General features: G+C 57.4%; 9 protein-coding genes. 1 reads left to right on the forward strand and 8 read right to left on the reverse strand.

What is annotated here, in order from left to right; translation table 11 throughout:
* Window positions 1-30 precede the first annotated feature (30 nt).
* The 6 genes from ADN00_RS07805 to ADN00_RS07830 all read right to left on the reverse strand — a co-directional run bounded on the left by ADN00_RS07805 (window position 31) and on the right by ADN00_RS07830 (window position 11,992).
* Window positions 31-1,605, reverse strand: coding sequence for a CPBP family intramembrane glutamic endopeptidase (locus ADN00_RS07805; RefSeq protein WP_075062401.1), 1,575 nt, complete (start codon window positions 1,603-1,605; stop codon window positions 31-33).
* A gap of 19 nt (window positions 1,606-1,624) precedes the next feature.
* A complete protein-coding gene (locus ADN00_RS07810; protein ID WP_075062402.1) occupies window positions 1,625-4,021 on the reverse strand; it encodes an ABC transporter permease in 2,397 nt (798 codons plus the stop codon).
* Complete coding sequence (locus ADN00_RS07815; protein WP_075062403.1) at window positions 4,018-5,172, reverse strand: ABC transporter ATP-binding protein; 1,155 nt, start codon at window positions 5,170-5,172, stop codon at window positions 4,018-4,020. Before ADN00_RS07815 ends, ADN00_RS07810 begins: the two co-directional genes overlap by 4 nt.
* 128 nt (window positions 5,173-5,300) lie before the next feature.
* Window positions 5,301-5,684, reverse strand: a complete 384-nt coding sequence (locus ADN00_RS07820; protein ID WP_075062404.1) for a response regulator — start codon at window positions 5,682-5,684, stop codon at window positions 5,301-5,303.
* Window positions 5,685-6,190: 506 nt separating this feature from the next.
* Window positions 6,191-6,844: a response regulator gene (locus tag ADN00_RS07825; RefSeq protein ID WP_075062405.1), complete on the reverse strand. Its 654-nt coding sequence runs from the start codon at window positions 6,842-6,844 to the stop codon at window positions 6,191-6,193.
* The gene (locus ADN00_RS07830; RefSeq protein ID WP_075062406.1) at window positions 6,845-11,992 is read right to left on the reverse strand and encodes a GAF domain-containing protein; all 5,148 of its coding nucleotides are present in this window, start codon (window positions 11,990-11,992) and stop codon (window positions 6,845-6,847) included.
* A gap of 281 nt (window positions 11,993-12,273) precedes the next feature.
* Here ADN00_RS07830 and ADN00_RS07835 point away from each other — a divergent pair, with 281 nt between their 5' ends.
* A complete protein-coding gene (locus ADN00_RS07835; RefSeq protein ID WP_075062407.1) occupies window positions 12,274-12,996 on the forward strand; it encodes an alanyl-tRNA editing protein in 723 nt (240 codons plus the stop codon).
* A gap of 2 nt (window positions 12,997-12,998) precedes the next feature.
* Here the strand turns inward: ADN00_RS07835 and ADN00_RS07840 are convergent, their stop codons facing one another.
* Together ADN00_RS07840 and ADN00_RS07845 are read right to left on the reverse strand one after the other, a co-directional pair.
* Complete coding sequence (locus ADN00_RS07840; RefSeq protein WP_152966289.1) at window positions 12,999-16,502, reverse strand: ABC transporter permease subunit; 3,504 nt, start codon at window positions 16,500-16,502, stop codon at window positions 12,999-13,001.
* Window positions 16,503-16,678: 176 nt separating this feature from the next.
* Window positions 16,679-20,542, reverse strand: a complete 3,864-nt coding sequence (locus tag ADN00_RS07845; protein WP_075062409.1) for an ABC transporter permease subunit — start codon at window positions 20,540-20,542, stop codon at window positions 16,679-16,681.
* Between the last annotated feature and the right edge of the window lie 153 nt (window positions 20,543-20,695).

A 20,695-nucleotide genomic window follows, 5' to 3' on the forward strand; every position in this document is an offset into this window, starting at 1 on the left:
CACAAGCGATTTACGGCTGTGCAATTTCACTTATTCCGTCATTTCATAGGTAATCATGCCGTTGTCCCACTTCACCAACCGGTGAGGGGCATCCAGCTCATACCAGGCCGTCTGGTCTCCCAATTTCACCTTCCAGGTGAACATCGTCCCGGCCGGAACGGTAACCGTGTCCAGGCCAATCACCACCATCACCTGATCGCGCTGGGTGATCGTGCTGATCCCCAGGCTGGCGTCATACTGCGCGGGCCACACCACGCTCGTTTCACGCGCCACCCCGGCGCTGAAGGTCTGGCCCATCAGCCGCCACGGCCATTCCTCAATGACCAGCGTGTCGGCGGGGAATGACAGGCTTCCTGTGGCCGTGCCATCTTGCGAGACACTCAAAGATACCTCGCCGCCCTCGGTTTGGGCTTTCACCGTGTCAACACCTTTCGTGTTGGTTCGCTCGCGCTGCAGCGCGGTCAGGCTCATATCCTCCGCCAACCAGCGCACTTCGAGATGATCCTGATAGGCTTCACCCGCCCACAGGCTGTTTCCGGTCTGGTATTCAAACGTCTCCTGCTGAATGTTGCAATCCAGCGCGTACGCGCCCGCCGCGGGAGTTAACTGGCATTGCGCCTCACCCACCGCCTCGCCGCCTTTGTGGTTCAGCTGGTAATTCATCACCAGCGGCTCGCTCCAGGCCGGGTCTCGTAGTTGCAGTGTTTGCCCCATCGCCAGCATTTCCGGGAACTTGCCTACCACCAGTTCGCCCAAGGCCATCAGCAGGTAAATGGGCAGCGCCGCCAAAACCGGCCAGTAACGCGCCAGCCAGCCGGGCTCGCCTTCCACAGTTTCAACCCGGGCCTCTTCCACAACCGCGGGAGCGGTCTTGCTCAGCAGAACAATGCCCACCAGTACCACCGCCAACCCAACCAGCGCCGCCCAGATCGAAAAGACAGGCAGCGGATTCGAAGGGTTGAACGAGCTTTGAATGCTTACCAAACTGGAGAAAGCGTTGTTCCCAAAATGCACCAGCATCGCCGTCCACAGCGACTGCGTGCGCCAGTACACCCAGCTGATCAACACCGCGATCGGCAGCAGCGCGGGCAGCCCTTGCAGGCGCATGTGATAGATCACAAACAGCAGCGCCGGGATCAAGATACCCGTCCACTTTCCATAACGCGCCCCATATGCGCGCTGGATCAGGCCGCGAAAGAACACTTCCTCGGCCAGCGGCGCGGAGACCGCCAGCGCAAGAAACGCCAGCAGTGCCTGGGTCGCCGTACGCGGCAGCGCGTCTGCCGGCATAGGCATGCTATAACCCATCACCTGCGACATGGTTACATCAATCAGCGCCGCGAACGGCCAAACGCCAATCCCAAGCAGCAGCGCCAGCCCGGCTGTTTTCCAGCCCGGCCAGTTCAGCCGCAGCGATGAACGCAGCGGCAGGCGCTTGATCAACACCAGAATCAGCGCCGGCGCCAGAATACAAACCAGCTCTGTGGCGATCAGTCCTGGGTAGAAACTCGTCAATTGCATGATCGAGCCGAGAGAAATCAACAGAATCAACCCCACCAAATACAGCCCATTGGCTGCCCGAATCGAAACGGTCTCCTTGTTCATCGTCAATGCTCCACCTGAATTATTCATAAGCCAGCACGTCGCGCACCGTCAAACGGGTCGCATTGCGCGCCGGTAATAAGCTCGAAATGGCCGAAATCACCAGCACCATGATCATCCAGATAAAATAGCCATCGGGCGCCAGTACAAAGCGCATGGGCACATTCACAAACGCCACGCCGATCACATAATTAAGAAACAGGGTTATCGGGAAGGCGAGAATCATGCCAATCGCCCAGCTCAGCAGGCCGACCACCATGCCCTCCACCACCACCATTTCCAGCACCGAGCGGTCCGACGCGCCAATCGAGCGCATCACGCCAATCTCGCGCGTGCGTTCCAGCGTGTTCATCGACATCGTGCCCATCAGACCCAGCCCGCCCACCAGCGCGATCAGCACCGCCATCACCAGCAGCGTGTAGATTAGAATATTAATCACCGTCGACTGCTGCGCCATATTTTCCGCGCCTGTCGTTACGCTGGCTACCTTAATGCCGTTTGCTTCAAACAGAGTTTTGATCTTTTCTGCCGTCCGCTGCTGTGTTAGGGGATCATGCTGTTCGGTTACCACCCTCAGGTCAAAGATTCGACCCATCTGATTCAGGGTACGGTTCAGCGGTTCTTTATTGGCAAACACCATCGGCGGGATGACTGTGCCTGCCATATTATAGATTCCCACCACTTTCCATTGGCTTTTCTGTCCATCCATGGTCAGCGTCAGCGTATCACCCACTTTCACATCCGGGCGCAGCTTGATAAAGTGGTTACCCACCACAATCGCGTTCTCATCCTCAGGCAGCAGCCAGCGCCCGCTGGTAATATCGGCCTGCACCAGCTTTGAACCGGCCGGCGGCGCCATGATTGTGATCTGGTCCGAGGTCACCCCGTCTGCCTGCAGCACTTCCGCCATAGAATATCCCCACCCCTCGGCCGCAGTGATTTCCGGAATCGCGTCCACCAGCGGCTGGATTTCTTCCATGCGATGATAGCGGTCAAAGTTCACATTCACATCGGAAAGAAAATAGCCCAGCGTTTTCTCAATTTCCAGATAGAAGGAATCGCGCACGTTAATCACACCGATAAATACCGCCCCCGCCAGCGACAGCGTCGTCAGCGTCAGCAGCATACGTGCCTTCTTGCGAAAAGCGTTGCGCAACGAAATCAGCACCGGGCGCGGCAGTCCGCGGATGCGGTCAATCAACCGGTCGATCCAGTTATCGCCAAACTTTCCATTGCTCAAACCGTAACTGCTGATCGCCTCACGCACCGTGATGCGCGTTCCGCGCCGCACAGGCAGCAGTGAAGACACAAATGGCACACCCAGCCCCACCAGCAGCGTCAGCGCCAGGGTGGACGCGGGAACGCGGAACCCTTGCAGATCAAAATTAAGAAAACTGCTGATGCCCAGCGCAACCAGATAGCCAACCACAATGGATAGCGGCGCGGCGATGAGAAACGCCATAAGCCCAAACGCCTCTACCAAAATGTAATACATTTTCCGCAGTTGGCTTGTGCTGGCGCCTATTGCCTTCATCATCCCAATCTGGCGGATATGCTGGCTTAACAGCGCCGCGATAGTATTGATCACCAAAAAGCCGCTCAGCACCACCGCCATTGCCCCCAGCACACCCAGCATCGCCGCCAGGGCGGTGGTGATGTCTGAGGCAAAATGCCGCCCTGGCTGGTACACCAGGGTAAAGTACACCGTCCGACCGCTTTTTTCTACCTGCTCGGCTACCCGCGTAGCGACCTCGCGCACGTGTTCTTCATCCATGGGGTTTTCGGTTACCGTCAGTACCATTTCCGTGTACTGCTGATAGCCTCCCAGCCAGGCCATGGTATCAAAGTTGACATACCCCAACGCCATGTTGCTGAAAATAGCCGGCGCCTGAGTTACATCGTGGATGAAGCCGCTCACGGTCAACTCGCGGACCGTGCCGTCAGGCAACGTGACCGCCAATTTGTCGCCCACTTTCACGCCCAACAAGCCGATAGCCGACCGCTCGATGAGAATTTCGCGCCTTCCCAGCCGCATTTCTTCGCCAGGGATCATAGGCTCAAAACGGTCAATCTTGCGTTCCTCCAGGTCTTCTACCTGGTACATCAATATGGAATATTCCGCGCCTGTGGGCAGATTCACTTTTCCCGAGGTGCTGGCGCGCCCCTCCACTTCCTTCACGCCCTCAACCCGTTTCAACGAATTGAGCAGCGCTGAATCAAACGGATCGCAATAGATACTCGCTCCGTGCGGATTAGCAGCCAGATAATCGGCCTGCATGTCGTTTAACAGAAAGTCAAAGGAGGAGGTCACCATCCCAACCGCGAAAACCCCCACCCCAATGGATAACACAACCAGGATCGTGCGGATTTTATTGCTCCACAGATCCTTCAACACCTTCCGCCATTGAGCCGAAATCATAACTTCTCTCCGTCTCGAGCGCTCACATTCTCATTCAAATGCTTGCTGGCATTGTATTCCATCGCGTTGCGCGTTTGCTCCGACTCAGCCAACAGCGCGTCAAAATCGGCATGGTCGAGCGCGGCAACTTTAACGCCGCTGGCCGCCGCGCGCACCGTCGCCACCGCGGAGCGGTCTTGCATCAGCTCAATTTCGCCAAAATACTTGCCCGGCCCCAGCCGCGTAACCACCACGTCCACGCCGTCGGGCCGCTTCAGCGCGATTTCCACTTCGCCCTCGGTTACAATGTAGAAATGATCTCCAGGGTCGCTTTCGCGCATAATCACCTGCCCCGGCTCAAAGGTCATTGGCACCAGTTCTTTGGTGACATGCAGCATTTGCTGGTGCGTCAGCGTCGGCATGGCGCGGAAAACGTACTCGTTTACCACTTCGCCATCCGCGATCAACACCGTCCGAGTAACGCGCTTGGCCAGGCTTGAATCGTGCGTTACCATCACAATCGTCTTGCCGCGGTCAATCAACTGCTCAAACATCGCGAAAACCGCTTCAGCGGTCTTTGAATCCAGGTTGCCGGTGGGCTCGTCGGCCACAATCACGGGGGGGTCGTTGGCCAGCGCCCGCGCAATAGCCACCCGCTGCTGCTGCCCGCCTGAGATGGCCGAAGGCAATTTGTTCGCGTGGTCTTGCATCTCCACCATCCGCAGCAGGTACATTGCCCGCTCATACCGCTCGGGCACGCTGTACATATTGCAGAAGTCCATCGGCAGCATCACATTTTCCAGCAGCGAGAGCATCGGCAGAAGCTGGAAGAACTGAAACACGATCCCCATGTTACGCCCACGCCAGATCGCCATCTCATTTTCGCTCATCGAATGAACGGCTACGTTCCCCACATAGACTTCACCTTGCGTCGGCCGGTCAATGCCGGTGATCATATTAATCAACGTGGACTTCCCCGACCCGGATTTGCCAATCACTCCCACAAATTCACCGGGGTAAAAATCCACATGAATGTTCTTCAACACCGTAAAGTCTCCCGCCGTGCTGCTGTAGGTTTTTACCAGGTCGCGAATGCGCACAATCGGCTGGGATTCACCCGTTGTTTGTACTACCGGCACTTCCAATTTTTTGCGAAATAGGCTCGTAAGCATAGGTTCACCTGATTCAGTCGGAGCAAAATAAAAACAAAATAAGAACCGTGATCAAGCCCCTTGATCCGTTATCATATACGCCGGAATGGTCCATAAGTTGCAGGTAAGAAAGGAAAACCGTTGAGTCGCTACGCGCCGCCTTCAGCAGAATGATCACCGCAGCATTTCTGCACGCAGTCCAACAATTTGTCAGGCGAATCAGATTTATTGATAAACGCGTTCGCCCCCAGCGCCATCGCCAGCTGGCCCACCCGCTCGCGCCCGCTGATACTGACAATTTTCACATTCTCAATTTCCCTGCGCAGCTGAGTGATCAACTGCGCGTTGGTTGTAACGCCCGGCAGCTCCCACTCCAGAATGACAATCTTCGCCCGGTGTTCCAACGCCTTATCCACCAGGCCATCGCTGCTTTCCAGTTCAATAATCTGGCCGCACTGCGGCTGCTGCTCTAAAAGTAAACGCATCGCAGAGCGAACTTTAGGGTCATGATCAGCAAGAAGAATGGTCGTCATAATTTTCCTCCAGGTTTGAAGATGCGGGCAGGCAAGGTAGGAAATTGACTCAACCTGTGCGCGGGAAAAACCACGAATTTCAAAGTACAGATAGACTTAAATGTCGTGCTTCTAGCATACCCCGTCTTTCACCTTCGCAAGCCCTTCAATGGAAGGGTTTGCGAGCTGGCAGACTGGGGTAAATTCAAACTGGCCGCCTGGCCAGGAATGATCTTCATCTTTTTGGGGAACAACAATTCAAGTGGAATCCGGCACAGTCCATTCTTCCTCCCCGCCCAACAACCCGCCTGGGGCGTTAAGCTTTCCATCAAAATTGGGAAGGTGTGCCCGTAAAAGCCCAAATCAGTCATCCTTAACAATCAAAATAATGTAAAGAAGCTGCTTAAAGATTAATTCCAACCCCTGCTCGCTTCAACACGCAAATGGTCAGGTCTTACCTGGTCAACTGGCCAGGTTTCGCCTGACCAAACAAAAACCCCCGCCGCGGCGGGGGATCGTTTGATAAGTTAATCCTTCTTCTTCACCAATTTCTCTTTTAAGGCCACTGCCACCGCCTCGGTGCGGCTGGTTACATGCAGCTTGGAGAGAATGCTGGATACATGGAATTTAATCGTTGATCGGCTTACCACCAGTTTATCCGCGATCTCTGGATTGCTGTACCCTTCCACCAGCAGTTCCAACACCTCCCGCTCGCGATCGGTCAAATCAAATCCCGGCCGGTCGGCAGGCATACGGCTGGCATGGATCAACGCCTGGGCCGCCTCTGGCGCCAGGGTGGGCCGTCCCGCGTGCGCCGAGCGAATCGCGTCTGCCAGCTCATCTGCCCCCACATTCTTCAGCAGATATCCAATCGCCCCCGCCTGCAGCGCGCCCTGCACCAGCTCGTCTTCCTTGAAACTGGTCAGCGCCACAATCTGAATATTCTGCCATTTTTCGCGAATTGCTTTGGTAGCCGCCGCGCCGTCCATCTCTGGCATCACCAGGTCCATCAAAATCACATCTGGCTGCAGTCGTTCCGCCAGGCGCACTGCTTCCCGGCCATTACTGGCTTCTCCAACCAGTTCCAGGTCATCAAACACCATCAAGAATGCCCCCAGGCCGCTGCGCACTACATTATGGTCATCCACCAGCATTACGCGGATCGGTTGATTTGCGTTCATTTAGTCTCCTTCTGATTGGTTGCCGGACCAGACCGCTTCAATGCGGGTCCCCCGATTAATTTCGCTTGAGATTGTCAGTATCGCGCCAATGGCCTCAGCGCGTTCTTTCATTATACCCACACCCAGGTGATCGGATGAGATATTCCTCATATCAAACCCGCGCCCGTCATCCTTGACAATCAATTTGACCTGACCGGGCAGGCAAAACAGGCTCAGTTCCACCTGTTCGGCATGCGCGTGCTTGGCGATATTGTTTAACGCCTCTTGCGCGATGCGGTACATAGCCACACGCACATCCGGGGGCATCGTGCAGTTCTTCTCCAGCGTCAGCTTCACCGGCACCCGCGAGCGTCCCATAAAAGCCTCTGAAAGCTGCCGGAAGAGTTCTTCAATTTCCGCTTCCAGCAGCGCGGTTGGCCGCAGCTCCATCAACAACGTGCGCATTTCGGCCAGCGCGCCGCGTGTTAGCTGGCGCAGCTCTTCCAGACGCCGTTTACCCTCATCCATGTTGCGATCCCAAATGCGCGGCAGTACCTCCGCGATCAGGCTCGCCGAGAACAGCGTCTGGGTAACCGCATCGTGCAAATCCCGCGCCAGGCGGTTGCGTTCGGCAATCACCGCGCTCTGCTCGCTCTGCTGCCGCAGATGAGCATTCTCCAGCGCCAGCGCCGCCTGATCCGCCAGCATGCGCGCCAGTTGAATCGTTTCCTCAGTGAATTCCTGCTGTTCAGTGAAGTAGAAAGTCAGGTTGCCAAAGCCCTTGGCTTCCGGTAAATCCGGCTCGCGCAGCCCAATAGGAATTACCAGGTAGCTCTTGAAATACTTGATCTTCAATTGATACCACTGCCGGTGAATATCGTTTAAGTCCGGGTTCTCCAGATCTGGTCCAAAGGCGGCAGCAATGTCTTTGATCACTAGCGGCTTCTGAGAGATGAGAACCTGATCTTTGGGAGTGTAAATCAGCGGCGTCATCTGGATCACGTCAAATTCTTCCGGCAAACCCGAGCTGGCCAGCGTCATGACCATTTGCTGCTTAAAATCTCCCCGCCTCAGCATCGTCGCGCTCGCCCCCAACAGATCGCGCGCCTGGTTCACGATTAAACTCAATACTTCATTAAGTGAGCGGCTCGAGTTGAGTGTGCGCACAATCACATTCAGGCCTTCGGCCACTCTGCGCCGCCGCTCGGCGTTCTGCGCGCTGCGCTGCGCCTCGCTGCGCAAGCTGGCATTTTCCACCGCCAGCGCGGTGTGATCTCCCAGCGTCATCGCCAGGCGCGTATCCTCTTCATTGAACTCACGCGGCTGGGTGTAAAAGAAAGTCAGGCTGCCAAACAGTGCCTCTTGAATGTACAATGGCACAACCAACGCGCTGCTGTAGGTTTTCAACAGCAGGTTGATCGCATGTGCTTGTTCAGGGGCCATGTTTTTCAACGCCAGCTTATGGTAAACCGCCTTAATATCCGGAATCACCATTGGCTTGCGCTGCCTCAACACCAGACCACTTTCATACAGAATGGGAGAGATTGCCAGATGAGCAATCTCCGGATGCACATTAAAGCTGGCATCCAGCACAAATTCATTGGTATGGTCTTGTTTGCGGCGGATCAATGTGCTGCTCGCCCCCAACAGCTCACACGATTGGATGGTGATGAAATTCAAAATCTCTTCCAGCGAACGGTTGGAGTTTAACACCGAGAGAATCTCGCGCAGGCCTTCGGCCACCACCCGCCGGCGCTCGGCCTCTTGCCGCCGCTCGCGTTCTTCACGGTAATAATGCGCGTTTTCCAGCGCGATCACCGCGCCGGTGGCAAGCATCGTCAGCAGCAGCTCATCTTCTGGCCGCAAACCGCCCGGCTGGTCGTTTGCCACCGTAATGGTGCCAATCTGCCTGTTTTCCGCCAGCAGCGGCACCACCAGAAACGAGCGAACGCCCGCCATCCGGGTGACCTCGGTGAAAACGCGCACATCCGTCTCTGAATCGGTGATCAGGATCGACTCGCCCATCTCCAGCGCCAGGCCGCCAACCGATGTTTTCATCGGCATGCGGTACCCAATTAATGATTTGTCCACCTTTCCTGAGAGCACCGATAGCACCAGATCGTCTCCATCCACCAGGAAAACTGTGCTCATGGTGGTATTGGTTAGCCGCCGCGCCGCGTCCGCGATCATTTGCAGCACCGAGTCCGGGTCCAGCCGGCTGGTGATCGCCTGCTGCACCGTATTGAGGGTCTGCATTTCTTCCGCCCGCCGCCGCGCATCCGCATAGAGATTTTGCAATTCTAACTGGCGCTGCTGCTCCACCTCATACAGGCGCGCGTTCTCAATCGCCAGTGCGGCCTGGTCCGCGAAGGTAATCGCCAGGTTTATATCCTCATCGCTGAAGTAATGCGGTGTGGGGTAGTACATGGCCAGACCACCCAGAGCATTGTCTTTAACGATCAGCGGAACTGCCAGGATCGCTTTATAACGGCTCTTAAACAATTCCAGCAAATCCCACTGGTCATCGCGTATGCGCACATCGTGCTCGCCTAGCGATTTTTCAGGGTTTGAGAACACCTTGATCTGGTCAATATCCGAGAAATAGACCGCGCGCTTCTCACCCACCGCCCGGCCAACGGTCCCATACCCCACTGACACGCGCATATTTTCCAATATATCGGTGTCCATTCCCCGAGATGCCTGCAAATGCAACCGCTCCGAGCCTGTTTCCAGCAGATACACGGCCACCACGCTCGTATCCAGCAGGCTGTCCGCTTTCTCAACGATGAAGTCCAAGGTTTCATCCAGGGTGCGGTTGGAATTGATCACCGCGATAATGTCGCGCAGGCTTTCGGCCACTTTCCGGCGCGTCTCAATTTCTCGCGTGCGCTCCTCCACCCGCCGTTCCAGCGTTTGAAAAGCAGTTTGCAGGTCTTCTTGCTTGCGTTTCTGCTCAATCGCCATCCCGGCCAGGTGCGCGGCCACTTCCATGGTGTGCAGTTCCGCTTCGCGCGGCATGCGCGGGTAGCGGTAATACATCGCGAAGGTGCCCAACAAACGGCCATCGGCACCCATCACCGGCTCCGACCAGCATGCCCGCAGACCGTGCTTCAGCGCCTCAGCGCGCAAGGCGTGCCAGCGCGCGTCTATGGCGATATCGCTAACCAGCACCCGCTCTTTGCGGAACGCCGCCGTACCGCAAGAGCCAACCTGCGGTCCAATTTCCAAGCCCTCCGTAAAATCAAGGTAAGCCAGCGGCAGGCTCGGCCCGGCGCCCACATGCAGATAACGTCCATCTTCATCCAGCAGCAGCACCAGACCCAGCATACCCGGCATCTGTTCTTCCACAATGCTCACCAGCGCGGTCAGCGTTTCGCTGAAAGACCCCTCGGTGGCCAGCAATTCCATAAAACGACTCTGGCCCTCACGCACCTGCTGCGCCTTTTGATGCTCCAGCGCGTTGATAAAAACCTCCCCCACTACACGCAGCATGCGAATTTCAAAATCTGACCAGGTCTTGGTCTCGCGGATCGAGTCAAATCCCAAAAAGCCGATTACCTGCCCCTGATAACTCAGCGGGATGGAGATGATCGACTTTACCCCCTGCTGCTCAAAGAGTTCCCGCTCCAGGCGCGCTTCTTCGGGCATAGCCTCCACATCCGGCACGTTCAGCACCATGCCATTGAGCAGAATTTGGTTGGACCATTTCAGCGCGTCAATCGAGAAGTCCTGTAAATCCGCTTGCAGGCTTTCCGTTCCCTCGCTCACCCATTCGTGTGTGTTCGACATTGTGTGTCCCTCATCCAGATATTGGAACACATACCCGCGCTCCACGCCCAGCAGGCGCGCCAGCAGACCCAAACCGGTTTGAATACCTTCATCCACCTTATTTGACGGCAGGTTAATGAAGTGGGTGGAAATATCGGTCAGCAGCGCCTCAAACTGGCTCTGGAAGCGCAGCTTCTCTTCCACTTCTTTCTGCTCCGTGATATCCATCACCAGCCCATTGTAATGAGTGGCCTGACCGGCCGCGTTGAATACCGGAGTTGAAAGAACATGAATCCATTTCCAGGCGTTCTTCTTGGGGTTGAAAACGCGCACAATCTGGTCAAAAGCCTGCCCCTTCTCCCAGGTTTTCTGGTTGGCTTGTTTTATCCGTTCCAGATCGTCGGGGTGCAGGTTTTTGAACCATGCCGCGTAGTTATACGGCTCGTCCGTTCCAATAATTTCCGTTACCGAAGGGCTCACCAACACGATCTTCCTGCTCTGAGGCTGGTCCAAATCGGCTTTCACTCGAAAGATCGCGAAATTCGTCGCGTTTTCCATCAGCGAGCGTAAATCTTCCTCGCTGCGCCGCAGCTTGATCAGCGCCTCTTTTTGCTCGGTAATATCTGTATCAGACCCTGCCATGCGGTAAGCGCGCCCAGATAAATCGCGCGCCGAGATGCCGCGGGTTAAGAACCAGCGGTACTTGCCATCGCGGTGCAGCACGCGGTGTTCAAAATTCAGAATATCCGTCTTGCCATCCAGATGCGCCTGAATCGACTGCATGGCCGCGTTCATGTCATCGGGGTGAACCCGCTTGAGCCAGCTATCCAGGTGATTGGGAAGCTCATCATCCTGAAAACCCACCATCGCCTTCCAGCGCGGCGAAAAGTAAATCTCATCCGTTACAAGGTTCCAATCCCACACCCCATCGTTGGTGCCGTTGATCACCAGGTTAAAGCGCTCATCGCGCTCACGCAGAGACTCGAGCGTTTTGGAAAGGTCCTGCTGCGTGCGCACATCATCCGTGCGGTCCGTCACCACCTGTAAAACACCGCGGATTTCACCCTTTTCTTCCAGCGGCAGCAAAACGGTGTCCCAATAGGTAGTTTTCTCCGCCTGGCGCATGGGCAGAGACGTCTTGCGAACCACCTGCCCGCGCAGCGCCTGTTCAAACAAGGGGCGCGCCTGTCCTTCCAGGTCTGGCATCAGGTCGAATATCTTCACCCCCGGCCGCATCACCTTCTCATCGCCCACAAAATGGCGCATCCCATATTCAGCCCACTGCGGATTAAAGCGCTGCACCCGCAGTTCCTCGTCCAGCATCACCACACCCATAGGCATGCGTTCAAAAAGCAAATCCTGTAATGCGGTGCTGATTGGTGTGTGATGTTCACTGACCATGAAGAGCCTCCAATCCCCGGTTGGAATCGACCACCATTGGGAATTCATCATTCAGAAAAGGAAAAACCATCTTCGATTATAAAAAGGTTTGTAATTACTTTCAATCAACAAAATAGACGCTTTTTACTCCATCTCCTCGCCCACAAGTATGGACCTCTTTCATTTTTCTCCCAAAAATCGCAGATTTTGGGGGAGACGCAAGAGGGGGTCTTGCCTTCCGCGCAAAAAAGTCTTACACTTCCCTCCGGAATACACCTCATCTCTTCACAAGGACGTCCCCCATGACTGAACTTGCTTACCAGCTCGACAGCTACCTGCAAAGCATCGAGGCCCGCGTTGCCGCCCTCGACACCGAAACCCATGCCGTTCAACTCGACCGCACCGTTATCTACCCCGGAGGCGGCGGTCAGCCCCACGACACCGGCCTGCTCGAAACCCCTTCTCAAACCTACCCTGTCATTAAAGCGAAAAAAATCGGCGGTGAAGCCTGGCACTACCTTTCCCCCGAAACGCCCCTGCCCGCCGTGGGAAACGCCGTTACCGTGCGCGTCGACTGGCCGCGCCGCTACCAGCTCATGCGCACCCACACCGCCATGCATATTCTCTGCGGCGTAATCTACCGAGACTTCGGCGCTCACGTTACCGGCGGAGATATGGACCCGCTCAAAGGCCGTATGGATTTTGAGTTTGAGAACCTCTCCCGCGACCTTATCTCGGTGATCGAAGAAGCCGTTAACCGCGAAGTGGAAGCCGCCCGCGATGTTCGCGTGCGCATCCTGCCCCGCGAAGAGGCCTTTCAAATCCCCGACCTCATCCGCACCAAAATCAACCTGCTGCCCCCAGAGATTGCCGAAATTCGCACGGTTGAACTGGTTGGCCTCGACCTGCAAGCCGACGGCGGCACGCACGTCGCCAACACGCGTGAAGTTGGGCGCATGCGCATCGTCGACTACAAAAGCAAAGGCAAGATCAACAAACGCATCTATGTGGAGATGGAAGACTGACCCTAATAGTCAATCTCTCGTCCCAACATCGTCACCGCCAGCGTCATCAGCTCGCCCACCTTCTGAATCTTCTCCACGTCGATGATCTGCGGGGTGTCCAGCACGGTGTGCGCCAGGTGGTCCGAACCGTCCCAGCTCACCATGGCCGACACCGCTGTGTTGCTGCCTGATCGCGCGAAGCTCGCCAGGCCAAAATGCGGCCCGCGCCCGCGGGTGGTAACCGGAATATTCAACCGCTCGCCGGCCTCCTGCAGCAGCGCGATCAGGCGATAACTGCTCTCCGGGTCGATGGCGACCTCTGAGCCGGTACCGTAGCCCACCCCGCTCAACTGCATCACCGCTTCCACCGTCAGCGAGGTGAAGCCCGTCTTGGCGTTCATCACGTTGTCTACCACCAGCCGTTCAAAGCGCTCGCCGCCGCTCCAGGCCACAAACATAATCGTCTTCTTCGGCTGGTAATCGCCTTCCTTCAACACCCGCGCAATCTCCAGCATGCTGGCCACCCCGCTGGCATTATCATTCGCGCCGGCGTACAGCGTTCCATCCGGCCCGGTGCCCAGACCATCGAAATAGGCGCTCACCACAATCACCTGGCTGTCCATCCCTTGCCCGCGCGCGCCGGTATCAGACCCGATGCCGGGAATGTAGCCGATCACGTTGATATAGCGGTCGTGATAGCCTTCCTCGTCCGGCAGCAGCGACACCGAGACCAGACTGCCCTCGCCCGTCAGGCCATACTTATCCGGCGGCAGTGTCGCGCCCAGGGCGTCCAGCTCGGCCAGGCTGCTGCCCGCTGTAGCCAGCAAACGTTCCGCCGTCTCCTCACTGATGTTCATCACTGGGAAGTTCAAGCGCGCGAAGAACGGCGAAAGATATTTCTTCTCCATTACGCTCGCGTCATCCGTGACCACCAGCACCCCCGGAACAATGCCATTCACGGTAACCTGCTGGAACACCTCTTCGCGCATCACCAGCACGCGCTCGTAAAGGGCAGGGTCCATCAAAATCACCGGGTCTACCCGCTCGCCCTCGCCCAGCGCCACACCGGTCACCATCCCCGCGCCCACACCAAAGGTATTGAACCCGTCAATTCGCTCCACAAAATCTTCGCGATAGGTAAAAGCCTCGCTCACCACGCCGGTCTCGTCCAGGATTTCCAGGCGTGGCATCTGGCTCAAATGAAAGCGTGGATTGCGCAGCGCCTGGATATAGGTGTTCTTTTCCCCCGCCGGGAACAGCCCAATCTCTTCCATGCGCCGGGCGATAAACTCGGCCGCCGCCATGTTGCCGTCGGTGCCACTTTCGCGCCCCGCGAAGGCCGGTGAGCTTAACGCCTCAATATCCGCCAGGGTATTCGCCGCGTTAAATTCCAGCGCCTGTGAGCGGTACATGCCCATCGGTGTCGCCGAGCGGAACAGCACTACTGTGATCACCGCCAGGCCTACCGCCGCGCTGGCGGTATAGCGGTTCATAAAGCGGTTCAAATTAATGCGGCTCTCCTCCAGAAAACGCCGCAGACCCTCTCCCCACACATTGAACGCCAGAATGGAGAAGAAGAACATCATCCCAGGGTACCAGGCCACCCATGGGTAACTGCGCCACCAGTTGCGAATATTTGCCAGCAGCGAGCCCCATTCGGGAATGTCTGAAAAATGGTAAATGCCCACCCCAAACAGGTCTACCCGAAAGCCACCCCCCAGGAAAATATTCAAAAATCCCAAATCGGCGAGCAGCATCAGCACGCCGCCCATTTCCATCACCGCCATCACCAACACAGATGGGATCAGGTGCGGCAGTATGTGGTTGGTGAGAATCTGGCCAGTCCCCGCCCCCACCGAGCGCGCCGCTTCGATATACAATGCCGGTTTCTGTGCGATCACCTGCCCGCGCACGAATTGCGCGATCTCTCCCCAGCCCACTACACAAAACGCGATGATAAACACATTGATTCCGCGTTCAATTCCCAGGGAAAGAATAATCAGCATGGCAAAAACGGTTACCGGGAAAGCCGCCCATACATTGATCAATCCGCTGACGAGCTGGTCAAACCATGAATGCCGCCACCACCCGGCTGCCATGCCGATGGCCAGCCCCAGCATCACCCGCGCCAGCATGGCAAACAGCGCCAGCGAGAGCGTTTGCCGCGCCCCATGCAGCACCAGCGCCTGAATATCCCGCCCCAGCGCGTCTGAGCCCCACGCGAACACGCTCGAAGGCTCAAAGGGCGGCCCATATACCTGCCCCTCAATGATCATAATATTGTGCGATTCAAACGGATCGGCCGCTGTCATTTGCGCGCCAAAAATAGCCAGCCCCAGCAGCGCGAGGATCATCAACGATCCCCCCACCAACGGCAGATTGGTCACCCCCGCCCGCGCGATGCGCTTGCGTTCCTTGCGCGCGTATTCCACATCCTCCGCGCGCGGCGCCCGCGCCGGTTTCCGTGACCAGCCGCGTGTCAACTGGTTCCAATACCCGGCCAGCGACTGCTTCACGCCTGCCAGCGCCTCTTTCACAGAAACTGCCGCCAACGGCTGCCAGGCTTCATCCAACTGATCTTCCACGGCCGCCGCCTGCTTGCGCAGACGCGCGTCGATCAGGGGATATACAATCTCCAGCCCCTGATTAATCAACAAAAACATCACCCCCAACGACACAATCAGGTCCGCTACCAGAGTTGGCATATCCAGGGTAAAGGCTTGCAGAATAGCCAGCCCCAACCCCTCCCATAAGAAGAAGCTCTCCACGACCGGCAGGCTGGCCAGCGCAAATCGCAGAGACGTTCCCAGCGTGGTTAACACGGGAATAGTGATATTCTTCAGGGCGTGATGTGCCAGTTGCAGCCGCTCCGAAAGCCCTTTGGCCTTCGCCAGGCGCATATAGTCCTGGTTAAGCACGTCGCTCAGCGAAACATACGTTACCTGCATAATCTGCGCGATGGGACGCGCCGCCAGCACCAGCGCCGGCATAATCAGGTGCAGGTCCCAACCGAACCCCACCGGCGGCAGCGGAGCCTGATCCATTCGCAGCCAGCCCGCGGTTTTAACATTCACCACCCAGAACAACATCCCCAGCAAAAAGCTCGGCGTCGACATCCCCAGAATTGAAATCGCAACAATCAGCGGGCCGGCTGCCTTGTTGCGCGCCAGCGCGGCGCGCACCCCCAACCCGCCGCCGATGAGCGTTGCCGCCGCCATCGAAACCAGCAGCAGCCCCAGGCTCTTGGTAAACAGGTCAAAAATCAGTGCCCCCGCCGGCACAATCTCCTTGTGCCAGATGTACTCTTTGGGATGCTGCGTCAAATAATCCACGGTCTGCCGCAGCGTTTCCGTTACCGCTGAGCGCACCGTCACCGGCAGGCCTTGGCGGCCTTGCTGCGCCAGGTGCAGGGCCAAAAACGTCAGCAGCAGAATGCCTGCCAGCACCAGCAGACTATTCGCCACCCGCCGGGCAATCGCCCGCCGCAGCGCCAATTTATGAAAGGTTTCATCATTGGAAGAAGTCACCACCCGCCAACTCGCTTTCTCAACCCGACCAACACAAATAATTCATGAATAATCGCGCCCACCACCTTCATCAAGGCCGCCTGGTACGGGCAAGTGTAGGATGCAGTGCCGCCGTACCGTCTTCTCAAAAGACGGAAAACTAATGCCGCCCGCGTCCCACCTTCAGCACCGATCTCTCAATAATCCAACTCCCGGCTGGTTAATTGCAGCACCAGCATCGCCGTCTCGCCCGATTTGCGCAACTTTTCCAGATCAATCCGTTCCGGGGTATCCTGCGCCGTGTGACTCAACTCATCCGATCCATCCCAACTCAAATACGCCGACAGCGCCGACCGGCCCGCGAAAGCCATGATCGCCTGCCGCCCGGCATGCGGCCCACGCCCGCGGGTCGTTACCTCCACACCCACGCGCCTGGCCGCCTCTTCAAACACCTGAATCAAACGGTAGCTGCTGTCTTGCCCCAGCGCCAACCCGTCTCCGCTCCCCGCCCCCACCCCAGCGAGTTCCATCACCGACTCCACCGTCAGCCCATCAAAACCGCGCTTGGCGCCCATCACATTCGTCACGCTCAGGCTCTCCATCCGCTCGCCGCCGCTCCAGGCCACAAAGACTACCGTTTTATTGGGCGGATACGGCGACTCTTTCAACAGCCGCGCCATCTCCAGCATCACCGCCACCCCGCTCGCGTTATCATTTGCCCCCGGATAAAGAACGCCATCTGGCCCCACACCCAGGCCGTCATAATACGCGCTCACAATAATCGTCTGGTTATCGAGATTGCGGCCTTCTTTGGTTTGCATTTCTGACGCCGCGCCCGGAATATAGCCGATCACATTGTAATGTTCTTCGTGAATGTTCTCTTCCATCGGCGCCAAAGATACTTTAATCCAATCTCCCGCGGCCGTGCTGGCAAACTCACCGGCTGGCAAATCTTCATTCATTGTCCGCAAATCATCCAGGCTACTGCCGCAAGATTTGAGCAGTTCATCCGCCGCCTCCGGGCTGATCTCCAGCGCCGGGTAACCGCGCATCCGCGAATACATCTGCACATTCGCGGCCAGGTCACGTGTCAGCGTGAATTGCGGGTCAGAAGAAACCACCAGCAGACCGGCCGCCCTCTGCACGTCAATGCGCGTTACCATGCTGTCCAGCATCAGGATCACCTTATCTTCCAGCTCATAGTCGCGCAGCACAAATCGCTCGCTGTCCGAGCCGGATTCACTCAACCCGACGGTGATACCAACCACCTGTCCCACGCTCTCGCCCGCGAAGGCCTGAATGGAAGCAAACTCCTTGAAGTCCTTGCGGTAGGCGAACTCCTTCTGCACCGTTCCCTGGGCGTCGGTCATCGCCAGCGCTGGCATCTCTCGATAATGGTAGTAGATGCGGTTGTAGGTCTGAATGAAGGTTTCATCATCCCCCGCCGGGAACAGACCAATCTGTTCCATGCGTTTCGCCAGATAATCGGCCGAGATGCGCGCTTCGGGTAAACCGGTTTCACGGCCCATCAGCGCCGGCGAGCTGAGCGCCTCAATATCCGCCATTGCCCGCGCTGCGTCAAATTTCTGCGCCACCGGGGTATACAGTTCCAACGGATTGTTGCCGCGCAGCCCCCACATCATCACCGCCGCCAGCACCACACCCAACAGCAGCGTGTAGCGGTTGATCAGCTTGCCCAAATTGACCCGCGTATCCTCCAGGAAGCGCCGCAGACCCTCGCCCCACAGATTGAAGGATAAAATTGCCGCGAAGAAGAATAATCCCGGCCACCAGGCCAGCCACGGGTAGCTGCGCCACCACGCGCGAATATTCGCCAGCAGCGCCGACCATTCCGGCACGTCGGAGAAGTAGTAATAAATGGGCGACATGCGCGCGCCTTCGGCGATAGCCGCTTTGAAGCCCCCACCCAGGAAAATATTCAAAAAGCCCAACTCAGCCAGCAGCATCAAAATGCCGCCCATTTCCAGCACTGCCAGCACCACCCCCGAAGGCAGCAGGTGCGGCAGAACGTGACGCATCAGAATTTGCGAAGGCCGCGCGCCCACCGACCGGGCCGCCTCAATAAACAGCGAAGGTTTCAGCGCGATCACCTGCCCGCGCACAAACTGGGCAATCTCTCCCCAACCCACCACACACAGCGCCACGACAAACACGCCCACGCCGCGTTCAATGCCCAGCGCCACAATCAGAATCATCGCGAAAACGGTAACCGGGAAGGCCGCCCAGATGGAGATCAGGCCGTTCACCAGCCGGTCCAGCCAGCTGTTTTGCCACCATCCCGCCAGCATACCCAGCACAACCCCCAGCGCCACCCGCGCCAGCATGCCAAAAAAGGCCAGCGACAGGGTTTGCCGCGTGCCATTCAGCACCAGCGACTGGATATCCCGCCCAATCGCGTCTGACCCCCACGGAAAGGTGTTCGACGGCGGGAAGGGCGGCGCGTAAACTTTGCCCTCAATCATCATCACATTGTGGGTTTCATAAGGGTTGGCCCCGGTAAACAGCCCGCCGAATACCACCAAACCTAACAGCCCCAACACCATCAGGCTGCCCAGCAGAAAAGCTGGGTTCTTCAGCGCCGCTTTTACCAGATAGGCTTTGCTGCGCGCGTGCGGCGGTTCGGCCGCCATAGAAACGCTCTTCTTGTCCGCCAGGGGGGCGCGGGGTTTGCGGTTCTTATTGCGGAACAAACCGGTAACCGCCTTCGCCGTCCATTGAACATCCAGCTTTAACCCTTCCAGAAGATCCCCCAGCGATCCCGCCGTGCCGCGCCATTCCATTTCACTTTCGTCGTAAACGCCGTTGTTCTTTCGCAGGCGTGGGTCAATCAGCGGATATACCATCTCAATCAGCAGATTGATTCCCAGGAACAGCAGCCCCAGGGAAACAGTCAGATCGGTTACCAGGTTCGGCATTTGCAATTCAATCGCCTGCAGAATGCCCAACCCAATCCCCGACCACAAGAAGAAGCTCTCCACCACCGGCAGGCTGGCCAGCGAAAAGCGCAGCGAGGTTCCCAGGGTCGTCAGCACAGGGATCAGAATGTTGCGCAGCGCGTGCGAGAATAGCTCAACCCGCGGCGACGCGCCTTTAGCCCGTGCCAGACGCATATACTCCTGCCCCATCACCTCGCGCAGGCTCACATACGTTACCTGCATAATTTGCGCCAGCGGCCGCGCCGACAGCACCAGCGCCGGCATCACCAGGTGCGCGTCCCAGCCAAAGCCGGTGGGCGGCAGCAGGGCGGTTTGCAGCCCCAGCAGCGGATAGATTTTGGCGTTGGCCACCCATAACAACATCGCCAGCAGAAAACTCGGCGTGGAAATCCCCAAAATCGAGGCAAACACAATCACCGGCGCCAGGCTGCGCTGCCGGATCCACGCCGCCAGCATGCCCAGCGCGCCTCCTGCCACCGCGGCCATCAACAGTGAAATTAACAGCAGCCCGGCGCTGGCTGAAAACAGGTCCAGCACCACCTGCAAGGCCGGCTGGGTTACTTTGTGCCAGGTGTAACTGGCCGGGTGGTGAACCAGATAATTGAAGGTCTGCGCCAGGGTATCAGCCATGGTGGTTGAAAACACCACCGGCAGGCCTTCGCGCCCGCGCTGGGCAAGGTACAGCCCCAGGTTGGTCAGGTAGGCAATCCCCAGCAAAATCACCAGGCTGCTCGCCAGCCGCTTCCACAACAGGTTCAGCACCACTTTCCAACCCTGGTTTTGCGAGATCACCGGTGTTTCCTCGGTCAGCGGCGCGGCAGGCTTTTCTTGCGCCGGTCGCTGCACGCGCGCCTGCGCCCAGGCCAGCCCTTTTTGGGCGCGCTGGCTGTTTGGGTTCAGCTTCACTGCCCGCTGCGCGTAAGCCACACTCTGCTCCCCCTCGGTGAGCGATGCCAGCAGCAACCAGCCTTCTTCCCGCTCTGGGGCAAGCTGCGCCGCCTGCAGTGCAAACTGGCGTGCTTCTTCAAGGTTGCCGGCTTGCAGCGCGGATTTCGCCTGGTAAAAAGCCAGTCGGGCTTCGCGGGTCGGGTCATTCACATTCATCTTTGATTGCTCCAATGGTGTGGGGTTGGAAAGGAGGCCATTCGCGTCAGTTTATGCGCGGGTCTCCCCAATGGCAAATTTCAGCAAAGAAATTCAACCAATGCGTAGGCTGCTATTGTATTGTACAAAAAAGCGCCTTGTCTGGCGCAGAAT

Source organism: Ornatilinea apprima (genome assembly GCF_001306115.1).
GTDB classification, from domain to species: domain Bacteria; phylum Chloroflexota; class Anaerolineae; order Anaerolineales; family Anaerolineaceae; genus Ornatilinea; species Ornatilinea apprima.

Bases quoted from the DNA above. Each gene is read 5' to 3' on its own strand.
- ADN00_RS07815 (WP_075062403.1), bottom strand. From the start codon at position 5,172: ATGCTTACGAGCCTATTTCGCAAAAAATTGGAAGTGCCGGTAGTACAA.
- ADN00_RS07810 (WP_075062402.1), bottom strand. From the start codon at position 4,021: ATGATTTCGGCTCAATGGCGGAAGGTGTTGAAGGATCTGTGGAGCAAT.
- ADN00_RS07825 (WP_075062405.1), bottom strand. From the start codon at position 6,844: ATGAACGCAAATCAACCGATCCGCGTAATGCTGGTGGATGACCATAAT.
- ADN00_RS07805 (WP_075062401.1), bottom strand. From the start codon at position 1,605: ATGAACAAGGAGACCGTTTCGATTCGGGCAGCCAATGGGCTGTATTTG.
- ADN00_RS07830 (WP_075062406.1), bottom strand. From the start codon at position 11,992: ATGGTCAGTGAACATCACACACCAATCAGCACCGCATTACAGGATTTG.
- ADN00_RS07820 (WP_075062404.1), bottom strand. From the start codon at position 5,684: ATGACGACCATTCTTCTTGCTGATCATGACCCTAAAGTTCGCTCTGCG.
- ADN00_RS07835 (WP_075062407.1), top strand. From the start codon at position 12,274: ATGACTGAACTTGCTTACCAGCTCGACAGCTACCTGCAAAGCATCGAG.
- ADN00_RS07845 (WP_075062409.1), bottom strand. From the start codon at position 20,542: ATGAATGTGAATGACCCGACCCGCGAAGCCCGACTGGCTTTTTACCAG.